Origin of the sequence: Bacillus sp. AFS098217, from assembly GCF_002551815.1 — a bacterium.
Lineage (GTDB): Bacteria > Bacillota > Bacilli > Bacillales > Bacillaceae_G > Bacillus_A.
Genome location: NZ_NVPR01000013.1, coordinates 1 through 15653, shown reverse-complemented (window position 1 = coordinate 15653; position 15653 = coordinate 1). Strand labels below are relative to the sequence as shown.

General features: G+C 33.6%; 14 protein-coding genes and 2 pseudogenes. 10 read left to right on the top strand and 6 right to left on the bottom strand.

Annotation, left to right across the window (positions count from 1 at the left end; all coding sequences use genetic code 11):
• Nucleotides 1–427: 427 nt before the first annotated feature.
• Nucleotides 428–1033: a PRK06770 family protein gene (locus COO03_RS02640; protein ID WP_097894923.1), complete on the top strand. Its 606-nt coding sequence runs from the start codon at nt 428–430 to the stop codon at nt 1031–1033.
• 79 nt (nt 1034–1112) lie between these two features.
• Here COO03_RS02640 and COO03_RS27400 read toward each other — a convergent pair.
• Nucleotides 1113–1259: pseudogene (locus COO03_RS27400) on the bottom strand (LysR family transcriptional regulator); the annotation flags it as partial.
• A gap of 4 nt (nt 1260–1263) precedes the next feature.
• Nucleotides 1264–2160, bottom strand: a complete 897-nt coding sequence (locus tag COO03_RS02635; RefSeq protein ID WP_097894922.1) for a LysR family transcriptional regulator — start codon at nt 2158–2160, stop codon at nt 1264–1266.
• Nucleotides 2161–2291: 131 nt separating this feature from the next.
• Between COO03_RS02635 and COO03_RS28240 the strand changes: the two are divergent.
• The 4 genes and pseudogenes from COO03_RS28240 to COO03_RS02620 all read left to right on the top strand — a co-directional run.
• Nucleotides 2292–2411, top strand: a pseudogene (locus COO03_RS28240) (aminotransferase class III-fold pyridoxal phosphate-dependent enzyme); the annotation flags it as partial.
• A 10-nt stretch (nt 2412–2421) separates the two neighbouring features.
• Entirely contained in the window at nt 2422–3111 is a 690-nt protein-coding gene (locus tag COO03_RS02630) for an MOSC domain-containing protein (protein ID WP_097894921.1), read from the top strand.
• Nucleotides 3112–3553: 442 nt separating this feature from the next.
• The gene (locus COO03_RS02625) at nt 3554–4438 is read left to right on the top strand and encodes a GNAT family N-acetyltransferase (RefSeq protein WP_097894920.1); all 885 of its coding nucleotides are present in this window, start codon (nt 3554–3556) and stop codon (nt 4436–4438) included.
• 33 nt (nt 4439–4471) lie between these two features.
• Complete coding sequence (locus COO03_RS02620) at nt 4472–5074, top strand: DUF1349 domain-containing protein (RefSeq protein WP_097894919.1); 603 nt, start codon at nt 4472–4474, stop codon at nt 5072–5074.
• Nucleotides 5075–5474: 400 nt separating this feature from the next.
• On the opposite strand, the gene COO03_RS26820 is transcribed toward COO03_RS02620, so the two are convergent.
• Both COO03_RS26820 and COO03_RS02610 read right to left on the bottom strand, forming a co-directional pair.
• Entirely contained in the window at nt 5475–5612 is a 138-nt protein-coding gene (locus COO03_RS26820) for a hypothetical protein (RefSeq protein WP_170958173.1), read from the bottom strand.
• 846 nt (nt 5613–6458) lie between these two features.
• Nucleotides 6459–7100 carry a cupin domain-containing protein gene (locus COO03_RS02610; protein ID WP_097894918.1) on the bottom strand — a complete coding sequence of 214 codons (642 nt, stop codon included), beginning with the start codon at nt 7098–7100 and terminating at the stop codon, nt 6459–6461.
• A gap of 253 nt (nt 7101–7353) precedes the next feature.
• Between COO03_RS02610 and COO03_RS26815 the strand changes: the two genes are divergently transcribed.
• Nucleotides 7354–7524 (top strand): hypothetical protein, encoded by a 171-nt coding sequence (locus COO03_RS26815; RefSeq protein ID WP_154724623.1) that lies wholly within the window; start codon nt 7354–7356, stop codon nt 7522–7524.
• A gap of 32 nt (nt 7525–7556) precedes the next feature.
• Here the strand turns inward: COO03_RS26815 and COO03_RS02605 are convergent, their stop codons facing one another.
• A complete protein-coding gene (locus COO03_RS02605; RefSeq protein ID WP_097894917.1) occupies nt 7557–8192 on the bottom strand; it encodes a DUF1232 domain-containing protein in 636 nt (211 codons plus the stop codon).
• A gap of 733 nt (nt 8193–8925) precedes the next feature.
• The gene (locus COO03_RS02600) at nt 8926–9129 is read right to left on the bottom strand and encodes a hypothetical protein (protein ID WP_097894916.1); all 204 of its coding nucleotides are present in this window, start codon (nt 9127–9129) and stop codon (nt 8926–8928) included.
• Between the two features lie 341 nt (nt 9130–9470).
• On the opposite strand from COO03_RS02600, the gene COO03_RS02595 reads away from it, so the two are divergent.
• The 4 genes from COO03_RS02595 (at nt 9471) to ytaF (ending at nt 15598) form a co-directional block, all read left to right on the top strand.
• Complete coding sequence (locus COO03_RS02595) at nt 9471–9869, top strand: hypothetical protein (protein WP_097894915.1); 399 nt, start codon at nt 9471–9473, stop codon at nt 9867–9869.
• A gap of 47 nt (nt 9870–9916) precedes the next feature.
• Nucleotides 9917–14545, top strand: coding sequence for a cation-translocating P-type ATPase (locus COO03_RS02590; RefSeq protein WP_097894914.1), 4629 nt, complete (start codon nt 9917–9919; stop codon nt 14543–14545).
• 39 nt (nt 14546–14584) lie between these two features.
• Nucleotides 14585–14857 (top strand): hypothetical protein, encoded by a 273-nt coding sequence (locus COO03_RS02585; RefSeq protein ID WP_097894913.1) that lies wholly within the window; start codon nt 14585–14587, stop codon nt 14855–14857.
• A gap of 84 nt (nt 14858–14941) precedes the next feature.
• The gene (gene ytaF / locus COO03_RS02580; protein ID WP_097894912.1) at nt 14942–15598 is read left to right on the top strand and encodes a sporulation membrane protein YtaF; all 657 of its coding nucleotides are present in this window, start codon (nt 14942–14944) and stop codon (nt 15596–15598) included.
• The last annotated feature ends 55 nt before the right edge of the window (nt 15599–15653 follow it).

Here is a 15653-nt window from a genome sequence, read left to right as displayed (position 1 = left end):
TTGTTAGCTTGATAGCGATGTGAAGTGTCCCCAAAACGAAAATTTTCTTATTTTACAGTTATTTATGAAAATTAAATTCATTTTTTTCGTTTTGGAGAACAACCAATCTCTTAAGTTGATGCAATGGGATTTCACTACAAATATCGATACCATGCACAGTCGTTTTGTTAATGATTGAATGAATATATTTTAATAGTGTAGGTAGAACCAAGGATGATAAAAGTTACAATTTAAAAATTATACTATTTTTTTCAGAATATTCTTGCGATGTTGTTCTGAAAAGAAATACAATATAAGGAAATACATGAAGGTTCTTGTCAAATCGTGTTGTAGAGGAGTGGGAATAGAGAAAGAAATTTAATAGAAAAGTATATTCAATAAGTGTGAAGAAAACGAGAGACGGAATACTGGGGAGGAAACATGCACAATGAAAACGCTATTGAAAATACTAGGGGTAATTGCAGGGATGGCTGTAATCGGTGTAGCGATTACTTATGGACTCTTATATTATATGAATCATAGTAAACCAACTGCTAAAAAGGTACCAACAGCGGCTCCTGCAGTGGAAGTATTAGCAGATAGTAAAGTGAAAGCAGAGAATGCGAAGTTATTAGAAAATGGTAATTATTCATTACCAAATAGTGATTTTAATAAAAACTTTAAGTGGACCGATGAAAAGGTACAAATTGCATTACACGAAATGGCTCATCAAAAAGTAAAAGCGGATCAAAAATGGGGATATATTTTTATAACGCAAGAACGAATTGAAAATTTATTAGAAATTGTGAAGAGCAATGATCTAAGTCATACAAATACATATGTAGATATTTTAGAGAGATGGAAACAAGGAAAATACGAGAAAGTAGATAAAGATCATAATACGATCTGGAAATTGCAAAGCGGGAATCTTGGTGAAGGTAAAGGTGTAATGTCACAAGCTGAGCAGAAAGAGCTAGTTGATAAACTATTTATGCAAAAAGAGACATTTTCCGGAAGTACATTAATAGCAAGTGGTGAACAAGTTAAGAAATAATATAAAATACTATACATAATTTGGGGAGAACCTTGTCTTAATACTAGAGAAGAACTCTGTTAAGACAAGGTTATTTGATTTACCACTTAAATAGCGTAAGAAAAAATTGTAATACGGGAAATATCCATCTGGATTTATGATAAATAGCATGGCTCTTTATAAATAGTGGCGCTTCAATAGACTGAAATGCTAATTGGTTTTTGTTATAATTCTCTTTTACAACAATAGTTTTAAAAAGTATCTACAATTGTTTTTAATTGCTCAATAAACTCCCTTGTAGCAGCGCACATATATTTGTCCTTTCTATAGATAATTCCAATGTCGATTGTTGGGCTAGGATTCTCGATTCTAATAGATTGAATATGCTCACTTTGTAGAAAGTCTATATACGGTTTGGGTAAAACGGTAATTCCCATTTCTTTTGAAACCATTTGAATTAATGATTCCATTGTACTTATTTCTAAAATTGGTTTCGGTGTAAATTTAAAGCTTTGACAATGTGAAGTAATCAGCTGCGTTAAAAAGAAATTTTGAGGTAGGAGGATAACAGGATAGTTCTGTAATATTTCCATTGATACAGCACTTTGTTTTGTTAGTTCATGACCTGTTGGAACTACTAAAGTAAGCTCACTTTGATAAAGCGGGATAGATATGATTTCTTTATCTTGAACAGGAAGAAATGTAATCCCAATGTCTAATTCATTTTGTAATAATCTTTCACGAATTTCTCCAGTACGAAGTCCTAATATAGAAAGTTCAATTTTGGGATATAACTCATTAAATTTCAAAATGGCTGGTGGTAATAAGTAGTTTACGACCGTTAACAAAGCACCGATGGTTAATTTTCCTTGTTGGAGTCCATTTAAATCTCGAATTGCGGCACGAGCTTGTTCTACTTCATGAAAGACTTTTTTACTATGTGCTAATAAAATTTTTCCTGCTGCGGTTAAAGATATTTTTTTGCCAATTCGATCAAAAAGCGGCATACCAATTTCATGTTCAAGTGTGCGGATTTGTTGACTAAGAGAAGGCTGTGAAATATTTAATTTCTCTGCTGCTTTTGTAAAATGTAATTCTTTCGAAACTGCTAAAAAGTATTCTAATTGTCGTAATTCGATTGGAACCACCTCTGATTATAGGGTTTACCTATCATTATTATATAAATAATTGAATTGAACAATGTTTTTCCGGAATTTATAATCACATTAGTAAATGAGTAACGTAACTATTGTGAGAAAATAGATGAGGTGATGAAACTTTGCGAAGATCTAATATACTACTGGGGGATTATTCTCAAGAACTTCATAAAAGATATCAAGAAGCTGTGTCAACCGGAGTATATCATGTGCCGCCTTTATATGTGAAGGCAGAAAAAGGAGGGAGTAGGGATGACAAAATCGTATGAATTAGTCTCCCTTAATTTAGGTATGCCAAAAGAAGTGACATATGGAGGGAACTTAATTCGAACCGGTATTAACAAATCGCAGGTAAATAAACCTGTCTTTTTATCATCATTAAAATTTGAAGGAGATGGGCAAGCTGATTTAATTCATCATGGTGGAAAAGATAAAGCGGTTTGTGTTTATTCGTATAACCATTATTCATACTGGGAAAAAGAATTGAATTGTAACCTTGTATACGGTGCTTTTGGAGAAAATATAACAGTGCAGGGAATGCTTGAAGAAGATGTTTGTATAGGGGATATATTTCAAGTTGGAGAAGCGGTGGTACAAGTAAGTCAGCCGAGGCAGCCTTGTTTTAAATTAGCGAAAAAGTATGATATACCGAAGTTACCACTTTATTTTCAAAACACAGGATATACCGGGTTTTATTTTCGGGTTTTAAAAGAAGGATGGGTATCACCGACAGATTCTTTGGCAAAGATTCAGGCGGACCCAAAAGGTATTTCAATTGCTTATGCAAACCATATGATGCACAAAGAAAAACGAAATTTTGAGGGAATACGAAGGATTTTAGAAGTTGACGCTCTTTCAGCAAGCTGGAAAAAAACATTTGAAAAACGTTTAATGGGGGAAGAAGTAAATACGAAAGCGCGACTAGAAGGGATTAGTGAATAACTGAGCTGAGGGTGTTTAATATATTTCTGGATATTAAAATCAAATTCTATTTTTAATGTTTATAAAAAACGGTGTCCTTAAAGTGGCTGCATAGCTAGTACAAGGACACCATTTTTTATAGTAATATAGTAAAAAGTTTGTTTCTTATTGAAAATAAGTTCTACCTTAGGAGTGCCGTTTAATATAATATGAAATTTATCCCCTATCTAACTTTTTGTTTTCGCTAAATTTTAAGGTGGGGGTATTTTATATAAAATAAAATATAGATATTTAAATATCCTAATATACTTTTATTTAGGTTTTGTATAAAAAATCGAAATATAAAATAAATTAAACTCTTTTTCTATATTTTGTGATACTATATTGATTTGAAAGCATTATATTACATAAATCGACAATGTACTATAATGAAATTAATGGAATGAATGTATGGGGGGACAACATGGGGAATGTTGCTATTTTCGAAAATTTTCTTGTAGAAGAACCAAGAAAAGAACAGTTATTTTCATTATTTGAAGAAGTGTTTGGTATTTCAGTGCAAACCTTACAAGATTTTGATGCGAGAGGATTCTGGGATCATACATATAAGCCAGTTTCATTTATTCATGGGGAAAAGGTAATTGCTAATGTTTCAAGTTTTTCTCTACCACTCCGTGTAAATGGTAATACTGTGAATGCGGCGGGAATTCAATCGGTTATGACGCATCCTGATTATCGTCGGAAAGGCTTGATGAAACAACTTCTTTGTGAAGTTTTACAACAAATTGATAGCCAGTATGAGTGCACAATTTTATTTACAGAGCATCCTAAGCTATATGAAAATTTTGGTTTTCAAGTTATAAAAGAACATCTGATGACATTATCATATGCTAGTGATGAAACAACAGGCTCATCACTTCGAAAATTAAATTATTTTCATGAAGAAGATATAGAGTTAATGAAAGAAAAGCTTGAGGACAGCCAGCCACTTTCTAATATGTTTTCCACATTAAACTACCAATCTTCTTTTTATTTTAATATGTACGAAACTAGGTGGAATGACAAGCTACATTATTCAGAGAAATTGGATGCACTTATTGTGTATGAAGTGAAAGAAGAAACATTAAAGTTATTTGGAGTGTTTGCACCAATTTTACCAATTTTAGATGAAGTATGTGCTGAAATCCCTGAATCATTTACAGAAATTGAGTTTTACTTTTATCCTGATGAGTTAGGAATTGAGGATTTAGCATATAAGGAATTTCAGTCTAATAAGTATTTAATGGTTCGAAGCAGTAATAAGATTCATTTCAATGAGTATAAGTTTCCGATCTTAACTGAATTTTAATGTGTACTCTCAAAAGGTTTTTATGGAGGGACTATGAAAACATTTTACATACCCAATCATATAGAACAACTTACAGTAATGAATGAACCAAAATATCATGAGGTAAAAGATAAAGCATTTATTGTTTATTCAAGTGAAGAAACGGATTTTTGGTTAAAAACACATTATGGATTCGAAGTGATGAATGGTCATGTATTTTACGAAGAGGTTTCTGTAGACTTTCAAGCTGAAGTTTCATTACGTATGAATCCGCGGGCAACATATGATCAAGCTGGGCTGTTTGTTATGTTATCTGAAGAATGCTGGTTAAAAACATCACTTGAATATATTCCTGAAGGTCCATCACATTTAGGGGCTGTGGTGACGAATAGTGGGTATTCGGATTGGTCGACACAAAATTTCTCAAATGAATTCGTCAAACAACAGCTTCGTTTCCGAATTATTCGGAAGAATGGTGATTATACCATTTATGTGCGAACTGAACAAATGAGCGATGATTGGGAACAGGTTCGAATTGCGCATCTTATGGAAGATCGCGGTAATTGTCCTGTGAAAATAGGGTTTTATACTTGTAGTCCATCAAAAAATAATGGGTTTGAAACAGAATTTTTTGATTTTATAATTGAACATATGTAATTGAATCTCGCCGCATTCTAATGAAAGAATGCGGCTTTACTATTGTTTAGAAATTACAATTTTTATAGTTACCTAAGTGGAACATATGGGCAAATTTTATCTTGCATGAAAGTAAGACACATGAATTGAAGAATGGGGGATTAATATTTATCCTGCTATTTGCGAGTAGTAATATTCCCACCTCAAAATTTGGCGAAAGCAAAGAAGTTAGGTGGAAGTATTACTGCTCGTAAAAGTCCGATTGGTGTGGGCTAATAATCAGTGGGGGATGAAGAACCCCACTGATTAAAGTTTTACTTTATCGATTTAAATCTTAATAAAAAATGCAAATAGACTATTAATCTGAAATAATAGGTTAATTATAGAAAGTTTTTCTGGAATTTTCAAATGAAAATATGGTCTATTTATTTTTATTACAATTACATCCTTTTTTCTTTACATAGCCTTGTTGGTATAAGTCTTTTTGCGATTGGGAAGATGAATTACGGACATCTTTATTGCTAGAAGAGTTTTTACGGTAGTCATCATCTTTACTCATGATATTATCACCCCCAGTGTAATATATAAATATTATATGTATGAACTCTAGTAAAAGTTACGGTAGAGAGTGTACAACGATATCTATTTATTTTGTGTTAATGGACAATAAGTTTTCTATCTTAAATTGTAGAGAAAAGTAAGTTGGGTTTAACTATATATACATCAATTAAAAAAACGACATAAAATCCCTCTTTTTAGATGGGAGAGAGCATCTAGCCATGCATAGAAACGGTCAGATCCCTTTTCTGCCACACGCGAAGTAAAAACAGAAAGAGCAAACGAGTGTANNATTCTGTATAGCAGGGATTTAGACGTTGAAAAATTAAAATAGATTTATATAACTAGCAGTGAAGAAGAAGCTCCAATTTATCCCGCTATTTGCGGGTAGCAATACCCCCATCTCAAGATTCAGAGAAAAGAGAGGAAGATAGTTGGAGATAATCTGCCTGTAAAAGCCCGATTGGTGAAGGCTCTCCATCAGTGGAGGATGAAGAAAACTTCCATTCTACAGTTTCACTTTATCAGAAAATGTGCAAGAAAACCCCACCTTGGAAAACGTATCAAACGTGGCTTGTATCGTACAAAAGAGAACAAACTATTGAACGCAGATGTGAATGGTTCCTATAATATCCTAAAAAAAGCAGTTCCAAAGGCATTTGCCGATGGAATAGAGGGGTTGTGCCGTCGGGCAGCTGTGTTAACTCCACTCGTGTTAAGCATCTTTTGAAGATGATACACGAGCCCCCCCACTTTAAAATCCAAAGGGGATAAGTGGTGGGAGTTTTCATACTGCGAACCTAAGGAATGGGGTTAAGCAAATTTTATTTTTGGATAATAATGTACATTAATACCCCAAGTATGGATGAAAAGAAATTTGCTCCTGATAATAAGAAGGTGCCTGCTGTATATATGTTTGATTAGAATATGCTGAGTTATACATTTCATTTCGGTTTTGATTACAGTTTGTTGGGGGGCCGATGACAGTAGTAGACTGAATAGGAGATATAGCTTGTTTCCATTGTTGTTCGTCAAGACAATAAGTATGGGCCATCACATTTGCTGGAGTTAGTCTTAACATATCAGATCCAAAAATAACTTCTGGCGTAGGAGCATCAAAGATTGCTAATAAATGTGTATTATCTACAGAAGCAATTTCATAATGCCACCAGCCTTGTGGAATATTAGCAACTTGACCTGGTTTGATAGGGAAATTAAGGATTTGATTTGTAAAGGGGTTAAGTAACGAAACGACAGCAGCTCCCGAAATACAATAAACAAGTTCAGCAGCATTTTGATGGACATGGGGTTCTACAACATTACCTGTGCTTAGGAAAATATCCAGTAAGGATGTATTTTCTAATGTATTTAATTGTTTAATTCCAAGTACATTTATATAGTTTTGCGCATCTTTTTTAAAGAAATTACTTGTGCTTAAATCATGAGTGAATCGGATGGAGGGAGAGGTGTAATCTATATAGGAGGTCATTCGTTCTTCCTGCCTTTCTGCTTTAAAATAGGTATACAAATTAGGGTATGAGTCTAGTTGTAGTAATGTGAAGTGATATTTATAGAAAAATAGGGAAATAAATTATTCTGAAACGAAAGGGAATCTATAAGTGAACTTGCAAAAAATATGTTCAAATGAGATACCCAATTAATGAAGGAGTATATATGAGGTAGTTTAAGATTAAAAAAAGCGGTTATGAAACCGCTCTTTTTTGTTTGGGGTTTAAACGTTAATGAATCACGTTGTTGTATACGAAGAAGATATTTGTTTTGAGGTGAAAAAATATGTAAGAGCAGTGAAGAAGAATGTTTCTCTAGGTTTAAATGTTAATGAAAGGCGCTGGTGGTCTTGTTCAATACAAAAGTCTATTATCTTTAAGCATGCTGCAGCGTCCGTTTGTTAATTCAAACATCAACTTCTTGTTTTACATGAGTTTCATACTTTAATGGATAATAAATTTGTAACAATTTGGACAGCCATAGCGTCATCTATGTATCCAAGTGGAAAAAGATAATCTGGAATAACATCCACTGGTAAAATAAAATAGATTAGTGCACTTCCAATTAAAGCAAGTTCACGTGTTGTAGTCTTCTTCGAGAGAAATTTCTTATACATATCCTTCAATTGATTAATAAACGGCCCTATACTGTCTGTTTTTTGAAGTTTATCTTCAAATTTTTGAAGTATGATCTCTTTTCCTTCTTCTGTTTGTGAAAATTGTTCATATCTAGCTAATTCTTGCTCAACACTTTCTGCACTAAACTTCTTAGTATAGAAATTAGAGGAATCGAGAAAATCTTGAATACTTTCAATCGATGTCTGAATATTTGACTGTTTCTGATCCATAAGATAACCAGCAGCTACAAATAACTCTGACGTAGGAACTTCAAGACAGTCAGCAAATCGTTGTAAGTGCTCTGGAGTTGCTTTTCGTTTTCCGTTTATTATTCGTGAAATTGTAGCTGTATCAACTTTAGTGAGTTCACTAAATTTCCTTATAGATAATGACCGTTCCTTTAATAACTCTTTTAACATTAAACCAAAATTGCGAATTTGTTTTTCTCCAAACATACTGTTTTGTCCTTTCTATTTAATTAGAATGGTATTTCTTGGGCTCATAATATTGTATGAAAAATATAAAAAAATAATACAGTATTCCCTTGTAGAACTATACATGTATATTGACATATCGCTAACAAAATGTGTATATATTGTCAATGTGTTTGAATTATATACTAAGTTTTCGAGAGTTATAAGCTTAGCGCTTTTCTTACCCTTAGGATGTATTGTTCTTCTTAGGATTAACACGTAGTTATCTGGCTGCTACGGTTTGATAAAGAGTCTTAAGAAGGATCACTCTTCTTGTTAAATTTCTGGTACGATGCACATATTTAGCTTTGGAGCAGAGTTATACTGCATTTAAAAATTCTAAAAGTCCCTAAGTCTATACATGAATACGTAGTCAGGGGTCAATAGGACTGACTATATAGATCCATTTCTAGATCCCTGCTATGCAGAATAAAAAGCTACCTACACTTGTTTGCTCGTTCGGTTTTTACTTCGCATGTGGCAGAAAAAGGCCCTGACCGCTTCTATGCATGAATAGATGCTCTCCCCCACTAAAAAGAGGGGTTTTATGTTAGTTTTTTAATTGATGTATATATACATTAGCTCCAGATATTTAATGTTTACCATTCATGTTGTTGTATATGTAGACGATTTTTATTTTGAATTTGAGTTGAAAAATGTCTAAATAGTGAAGGAAGGTTATTTCTCAAGCTTACAGTGTCTGTTAGAGGTGTATTTATGTACAGAGATGGAATAATAAGCCCATATTACTATTCAAAATCGTTGAACGAATGAATTTATGAAGTTTCTTTGGGAAAACATTTAGAACACAGAAAAGAAATAATTCACCTAAAAGTGCAACCGTTATATTTAATAAAAAAGTTTGAAAATTATAAATAAAATGATAAATGATAATGTATTTCCAGTTTCGTAACTGCATAAAAAAACCTCCTTATAGATTTTTTATAGGATATTAAATTCCTTTAATAAAGGTGTTTGTTTTTGTGCAATATTTACAAAAAAACGCAACAAATATTCAATGAAAACGCAACAGTTATTCAATAATTTACCAAAAACACAACGGATAATTAACATATTTTTTGCATAATTTACATAATATGTCTTTAATTGTTTCAGCTAAAAAATTTCCTGCGTGCAAAAGTGTAGTTTCTTCTCAGTATAACCCCATTTTGCATATTAGGGCATACACCGTTTAACGAGAGAAGAGAATACATTCAACTGTGATTTCTCAACATATTCACATTGAAGGGAGCTGTTAGTATGTTCAGTTTTATAACATCACCTCTTGGAGTAGCCTGTAGCACAGTACTTATTGTATCTTCTAAAGCAAGAAAAGCTATACGTAAAGCAGCTGTTAAAACAACTTCAGCAGTTTTACGTATAGCAGGAAAAATTGATAGCACCGATTCTGAAGTAATACAAGAAACGGAAACTATTTTTTATGAGCCAAATGAAAATGTTGATTGTATGGAAGATGGAGTTAATGATAGTGATTTAAATCATCCACAGGAATCTAAAGTAAAAACAGCGATACGTAGAGCGGCTGTTCGAACTACTATTGTATTTCTAGGGATAGCTGAAAAAATAGAAGAAACTGTTTCAAGTTTGCAAGAAAAGTGGGCATCACTCAATAAAAATAATGCTTTGAATCGTGCATAAAGTAAATCATAACAGAATTATTCAAATTAATTATAAGGAGAATCTCAATGTCCATAATTTCATTGAAAAATAGATTTATTCGAGCTTTTCCAGGAAGAGTTCGGATTGAATTATATGGTCTAAAGCATAACAATGAAATGAAGTCTTTATTTATGTGTAAATTTCAAGAGGTAAAGGGAATTGAGAAGATTCATGCTTCTATAGAAACAGGAAGAGTTCTTATTTGCTATAACGTTAATATCGTATCATCTCATGATATCTATCAAATCATTCAATCTATTGAAAGTGATTTTTTAAAAGATGTAAATAATGAAAAAAGTGAAGAAGACAACATTATAGATGATAAACCCATAAGTTCATTCCTCGTAATACCAAAAAAAGTGGATCGATCATTTGAAAAAGAATCAATCCCCCTGCCGTTAGCTTTTTCACTTTTAGGTCTTGGTGTTTTAGGTGTGAAGCAAATGTTAATGGGAAGGTCTACTTTAGCTAAAAATACAGGGCTTTTTTATTTATCTGGGTTGGTCTCTGTATGTACAGGATATCCATTTTTAAAACGTGGTTTAAAACAAATGTCTATAAATAAGAAAATGAATTCAGACCTTATTTTAGGAATGAGTACGTTTGCATTAGCCTTTGCTAGGGAAAATCTTGTTGTGCTTGCGGGACTTAGTTTATTACACTTTGTAAATTGGAAGCGAAATCAAGCAAATATTGATAGTCAGAATGGCCCTCAATTATCTTCTGAAATTCAATTATATAGTCATAAACAATCAAAACGAGGAATGATTTTAGGGGCTGCGACATTAGCTTTAACGAGAAATCCTTTGCAAGGCATGTCGGTTCTTTTGGGAGCGAATCCTCGGCCCGCTATTACAGCGACAGAGTATGCTTGGAATCAGGCGGAGCTTGTGTCACGAGATAAAAAATATACAATTCCGCACAATGGATCTTTGCCTCAATTATCACGTACAAAAACAATTCTTTTTGATGACACATCAAATTTATTTAGAGAAAAATTAGAAGCGGTACAGTGTATTAGCCATGATACAGAGGAAAGTCAGATTTGGAGTGTGGTTGCACCACTTATGAAGAAAAGTAACCATCATTTAAAGGATGAAGTTATTGAAAAAGTAGTGCAAACGGGAAAAACTTTACGTACCGCATTTTCTGTTGAAAGTAATAGCCATGGAATGAGGGGCACTATACAAGGAATAGAAATATGTGTTGGTAGTAAACGCTTTGTAGAAAAACATAGTGAGGAATGTAATAGGTATTATCTTGAAGCAAAAAGAGTAGAGAACAAAGGATACAATGTTTTATTTGTAAGTAAAAATAAAAAGTGTATTGGATTTATTCTTGGCTCAAAAGTAGAAATTGTACCAGAGTTAAAGAAGGTATCAGATTGGTTATCTCATCAGGAATGGAAAGTCGGTATTTTAAATAATAGTTTAAATATTAGTCATACCTTTCTTAAGAGACATGGGATTGATACGAGTTGGTTGCAAAACACTGAAGAGCAAATAGTAAAGCGTGTAACAGCCATTAGATCAATAGGAGAAGATCTTATATATGTAGGAGGAGAGAACAAGCGGGAGAGTATTTCACGACTTGAAATACCTGAACTTTCTGTTAATAAATTAAGGAATAGTCTTCAATCAATTGAGTATGCGCAAAAAATAAATAAAATGGTAAATCAACATTTTGGAATCACTAAAATTTGGAACTATGTCGGAAGTTTATTTGCGATGTTTTCTATTTTTACCGCTCCTATCATTGCCTTAATGACGAATGCTATGTCGCTATTGTTCTTATCTAGGGCAAAACGAATAAGTGAAAAAATTGTTTTACAAAAGATGGACTTTTTTTTGAAACATGTAAAGGAAAATAGATGTGATCAAGCTATAGGTTACGATAAAGCAGCATGGCATTCCATGACTACAGAAAAAATGATGAGCATGTTTCATGTGAACAAGGAACAAGGTCTTAGCGATAATCAAGTGATGAACTTACGGAAGAAATTTGGAATGAACCAAATTCAATCTAAACAATCTACTTCATGGATTGTTTCCTTCTTGAAACAATTTAAAGAATTTACATCACTTATTTTGCTTGGTGCGGCAGGGTTATCGATGTTTACAGGTGGATGGTTTGACGGATTAGCAATGGGAACAGTTCTTCTCTGCAATGCTGTAATTGGAACTATGCAGGAACGTAAAGCTGAGAAAGTTGTAGAGGCACTTAATGAATTCCGACCACCAAATTGTAAAGTTATTAGAAATCAGAATACATTTGATATCTCTAGCAAAGAACTTGTCCCAGGGGATATCGTTTGTGTAGAAGCTGGTGATCGTATACCAGCAGATCTTCGAATTATTCATTCATGGAACCTAGAAGTGAATGAAGCCACATTAACAGGAGAATCTCTACCAATTGAAAAAGTCGATTGCATTTTGGATCTAAAGGCTTCATTAGCTGAGCGGAAAAATATGTTGTTTATGGGGACCGCCGTTACACGTGGAAAAGCAATTGGAGTTGTAGCTGCGACCGGAATGGATACCGAAATGGGAGCGATGGTCTCTTTAGTACAAGGTGAGGAAGTAGAAGTGACACCTTTACAGAAGAAAGTTACTTCTATTAGTAAGATGTTTATTAAAGGAGCTGTAGCAGCTGGTGGACTTGTTCTTTTGGCGGGAATCATTCGCGGGTTACAAATTACGCAAATGATAGCCACTTCTATTACATTAGCAGCATCTGCAATACCAGAAGGTCTCCCAATTATGATTACGATTGCCTTAAGTGCTGGTATATCTCGAATGTCTAAAAATAAAGCACTAGTTCGAAAACTTTCTGCTTTAGAAACTCTAGGAAGAACAACAATTATTTGTTCGGATAAAACAGGTACGCTAACAAAGAATGAAATGACAGTTAAGGCAATCGCAACATTGAATCAGCTGTGGACTGTTGAAGGGGATGGCTATGAGCCAAATGGTGAAATTCGAGAAATGTCCGGCGAAGTGGCCGTGACAGAAATGAATGTGACAGAAGGAAAAGTGAACGAAAGAAATGAACCTAATGTTTCTGTAAAAAGTCTTGATTTAGAGCGTATCATGCAAATTTCGGTTTTATGCAATAATAGTGAATTAAAGATAGAACAGAATGAATGGAAAATGAAAGGTGATCCAACGGAAGGGGCATTACTCTGTCTTGCTGCAAAGTCAACATCTGTAGAAGATTACAGAGGGTTATGGAATAGATGTCATGAAATACCGTTTGATTCTGAAACAAGTATCATGAGTGTAATCTGTCAAAATTCTACGGAAGAAAATGAATACAAAATGTTTTCAAAAGGTTCTGTAGAGGCGATTTTAGATCGTTGTAAATTCTACCAAGAAAACGGTCGTGTACATCTGCTGAATGATGAACAAAAGAACAGAATCATTCAAAGAAATACAGAGCTTGCAGACGGTGCTCTACGGGTATTAGCTTTGGCATATCGTTCTGTTGATTGGGAAGCTAACAAAATAGAAGAACAAGAATTGATTTTTGTTGGATTAGTGGGCATGATTGATCCACCAAAACCAGAGGTAGAAAAGAGTATTCTAGAAGCCTATAGATTAGGTGTGAAACCTGTAATGATTACTGGCGATCATCCAAATACAGCTATTTCAATTGCGAAAGAAATTGGAATTAAGAATACAGCGAATAAAGTGTTAAATGGTCAGGATATCGATAGGCTTACCGATAAGGAGCTTGAGGAAACTGTAAAAGATGTTTCTATATTTGCACGTGTGACACCGAGTCATAAATTAAGAATTGTAAAGGTTTTTCAAAAATATGGGCAAATTGTTGTTATGACTGGAGACGGTGTAAATGATACACCGGCAATTAAAAAGGCAAATGTAGGAATTGCAATGGGGAAAACTGGAACAGAAGTAACGAAAGAAGCAGCGGATATTGTGTTAAAAGAAGATCATATTGGTTCGATTATAGACGGTGTAAAAGAAGGACGAACAATTATTGGTAATATACGTAAAGCAGTTGGCTGTCTCTTAACTGGTAATCTAGCAGAAATTTTAGTTACTAGTGTGGCTGTAATAGCAGGGTTACCTATCCCATTAATTCCAATTCAAATTTTATTAATGAATTTAATTACAGATGCGTTACCAGCAATGATTTTAGCTGTAAATCCTGGAAATAAAACAAAGCAAACAAAAAGGCAAGATATTGTTGATAAAGAGTTATATCAAAAGGTAATTACACGAGGTGTGTTGCTTGGAGCTGGTTCATTAGGATTATTTGTTGCGAGTTTGACTATGGGGATGCCTCTTGCTGTAGCACAGTCAACAGCCTTTGCAACTTTAGTGGCGGGGCAATTGATTCAGACATTCTCATGGCGACAAGAAGGGTCTGAAGAAACAGTTCGTGATTGGTCAAAAGATCATTTCTTTATGACAGCAATTGGTATCTCTTGGCTAACATTATTTGGTGCACTATATTTCCCTCCAATTTCGAAAATTTTCCACACAGTTCCGTTAAATATAAAACAATGGATTTTGATTACAGTCGTGGCTGGATCTGTATCTAAGTTATCAAAAATATGTTTGAAATTATTAACTCGTAAAACAAAAAATATTCACAGGCAAGAATGTCATGAAGTTACAGTAGCAATTTAAATAGAAATGAACGCAGTGAAAATAGAGGGAGATGAAAAAATGATTAGAAAAATTTTGGTAGGATCTGTATTAGCTGCAGCCTCTGTTTCTATTCTTTCTGTAGCTCAAAATACGTTGCGTCCAATTATGAAAGCGGGAATAAGAGGTGTTAAATCAGCTACTGAAACTTTGAAAGAAGAAATAGAAGATATTATTTATGAGGCAAAAGCAGAAAGAGCATTACAAAAAACGTTAAAGAATCATGAGAGAAACATAGAAGAGGAAGTGCAAGATGCAAAAGAAATGAGTCATAGTCAGAAAGAAAAATATTGATTCTTTGAATCTATCAACAAACCATTATTGAAAAACTTAACATCCAAAGAAGTGTACATCAAATATGAAAAGAGGTTATTCAAAATGGTATGGATGATGATATTGGCACTTACAATTTCTTCGAGTATTGATAATTTTGGGGTAGGTATTTCTTATGGGATACGTGGAATTCGTATTCATGCTTTCTCCAATTTTATTATTTCTATTATTTGTTTTGCATTTAGTGCGGCAGGAATTTATTTTGGTGTGTGGCTTTCTAAAGTATTACCAGGAATATTTCCGATTATTGTAGGCTCATTATTACTAATCATTATTGGAATCCGTATTATATTACTTGCAATGCCAAGAAGAAATAAAGAAGCTGTAGCTATGAGGGAAATATCGATAGAGCAATCAGAAACAGACGGTGTCTCTGATCATTTAAAAACAATCATGAAAGACCCAACAAAAGCAGACTTTGATAAGTCTGGAAGTATAGGTTTTGTTGAATCGATTTTTCTAGGTGTTGCACTTTCAGCAAATGCACTTACAAATGGTTTAGGTGCTGGTTTGCTAGGCTTATCACCTATTACCATATGTTTAGCTGCCGCTATTGCTAGTTTTATAACTGTGTGGGCGGGAGTTGTATTAGGTGAAAAAGTAGCCAATGTGAGGATTGGAAAATTTACAATTGGACAATTTGGAACACTCATTAGTGGTGTTCTACTAGTTGTTATTGCTTTTACTGCTTTCTTAGATTAATTAAAAATGAGAAAAATTAATTTTATTTTATATACACATCAATTAAAAAAACGAC

Bases quoted from the DNA above. Each gene is read 5' to 3' on its own strand.
- COO03_RS02600 (WP_097894916.1), bottom strand. From the start codon at position 9,129: ATGCAGTTACGAAACTGGAAATACATTATCATTTATCATTTTATTTAT.
- COO03_RS02640 (WP_097894923.1), top strand. From the start codon at position 428: ATGAAAACGCTATTGAAAATACTAGGGGTAATTGCAGGGATGGCTGTA.
- COO03_RS02620 (WP_097894919.1), top strand. From the start codon at position 4,472: ATGAAAACATTTTACATACCCAATCATATAGAACAACTTACAGTAATG.
- COO03_RS02625 (WP_097894920.1), top strand. From the start codon at position 3,554: ATGGGGAATGTTGCTATTTTCGAAAATTTTCTTGTAGAAGAACCAAGA.
- COO03_RS02630 (WP_097894921.1), top strand. From the start codon at position 2,422: ATGACAAAATCGTATGAATTAGTCTCCCTTAATTTAGGTATGCCAAAA.
- ytaF (WP_097894912.1), top strand. From the start codon at position 14,942: ATGGTATGGATGATGATATTGGCACTTACAATTTCTTCGAGTATTGAT.
- COO03_RS02590 (WP_097894914.1), top strand. From the start codon at position 9,917: ATGTCCATAATTTCATTGAAAAATAGATTTATTCGAGCTTTTCCAGGA.
- COO03_RS02610 (WP_097894918.1), bottom strand. From the start codon at position 7,100: ATGACCTCCTATATAGATTACACCTCTCCCTCCATCCGATTCACTCAT.
- COO03_RS02605 (WP_097894917.1), bottom strand. From the start codon at position 8,192: ATGTTTGGAGAAAAACAAATTCGCAATTTTGGTTTAATGTTAAAAGAG.
- COO03_RS26820 (WP_170958173.1), bottom strand. From the start codon at position 5,612: ATGAGTAAAGATGATGACTACCGTAAAAACTCTTCTAGCAATAAAGAT.
- COO03_RS26815 (WP_154724623.1), top strand. From the start codon at position 7,354: ATGAATCACGTTGTTGTATACGAAGAAGATATTTGTTTTGAGGTGAAA.
- COO03_RS02595 (WP_097894915.1), top strand. From the start codon at position 9,471: ATGTTCAGTTTTATAACATCACCTCTTGGAGTAGCCTGTAGCACAGTA.
- COO03_RS02585 (WP_097894913.1), top strand. From the start codon at position 14,585: ATGATTAGAAAAATTTTGGTAGGATCTGTATTAGCTGCAGCCTCTGTT.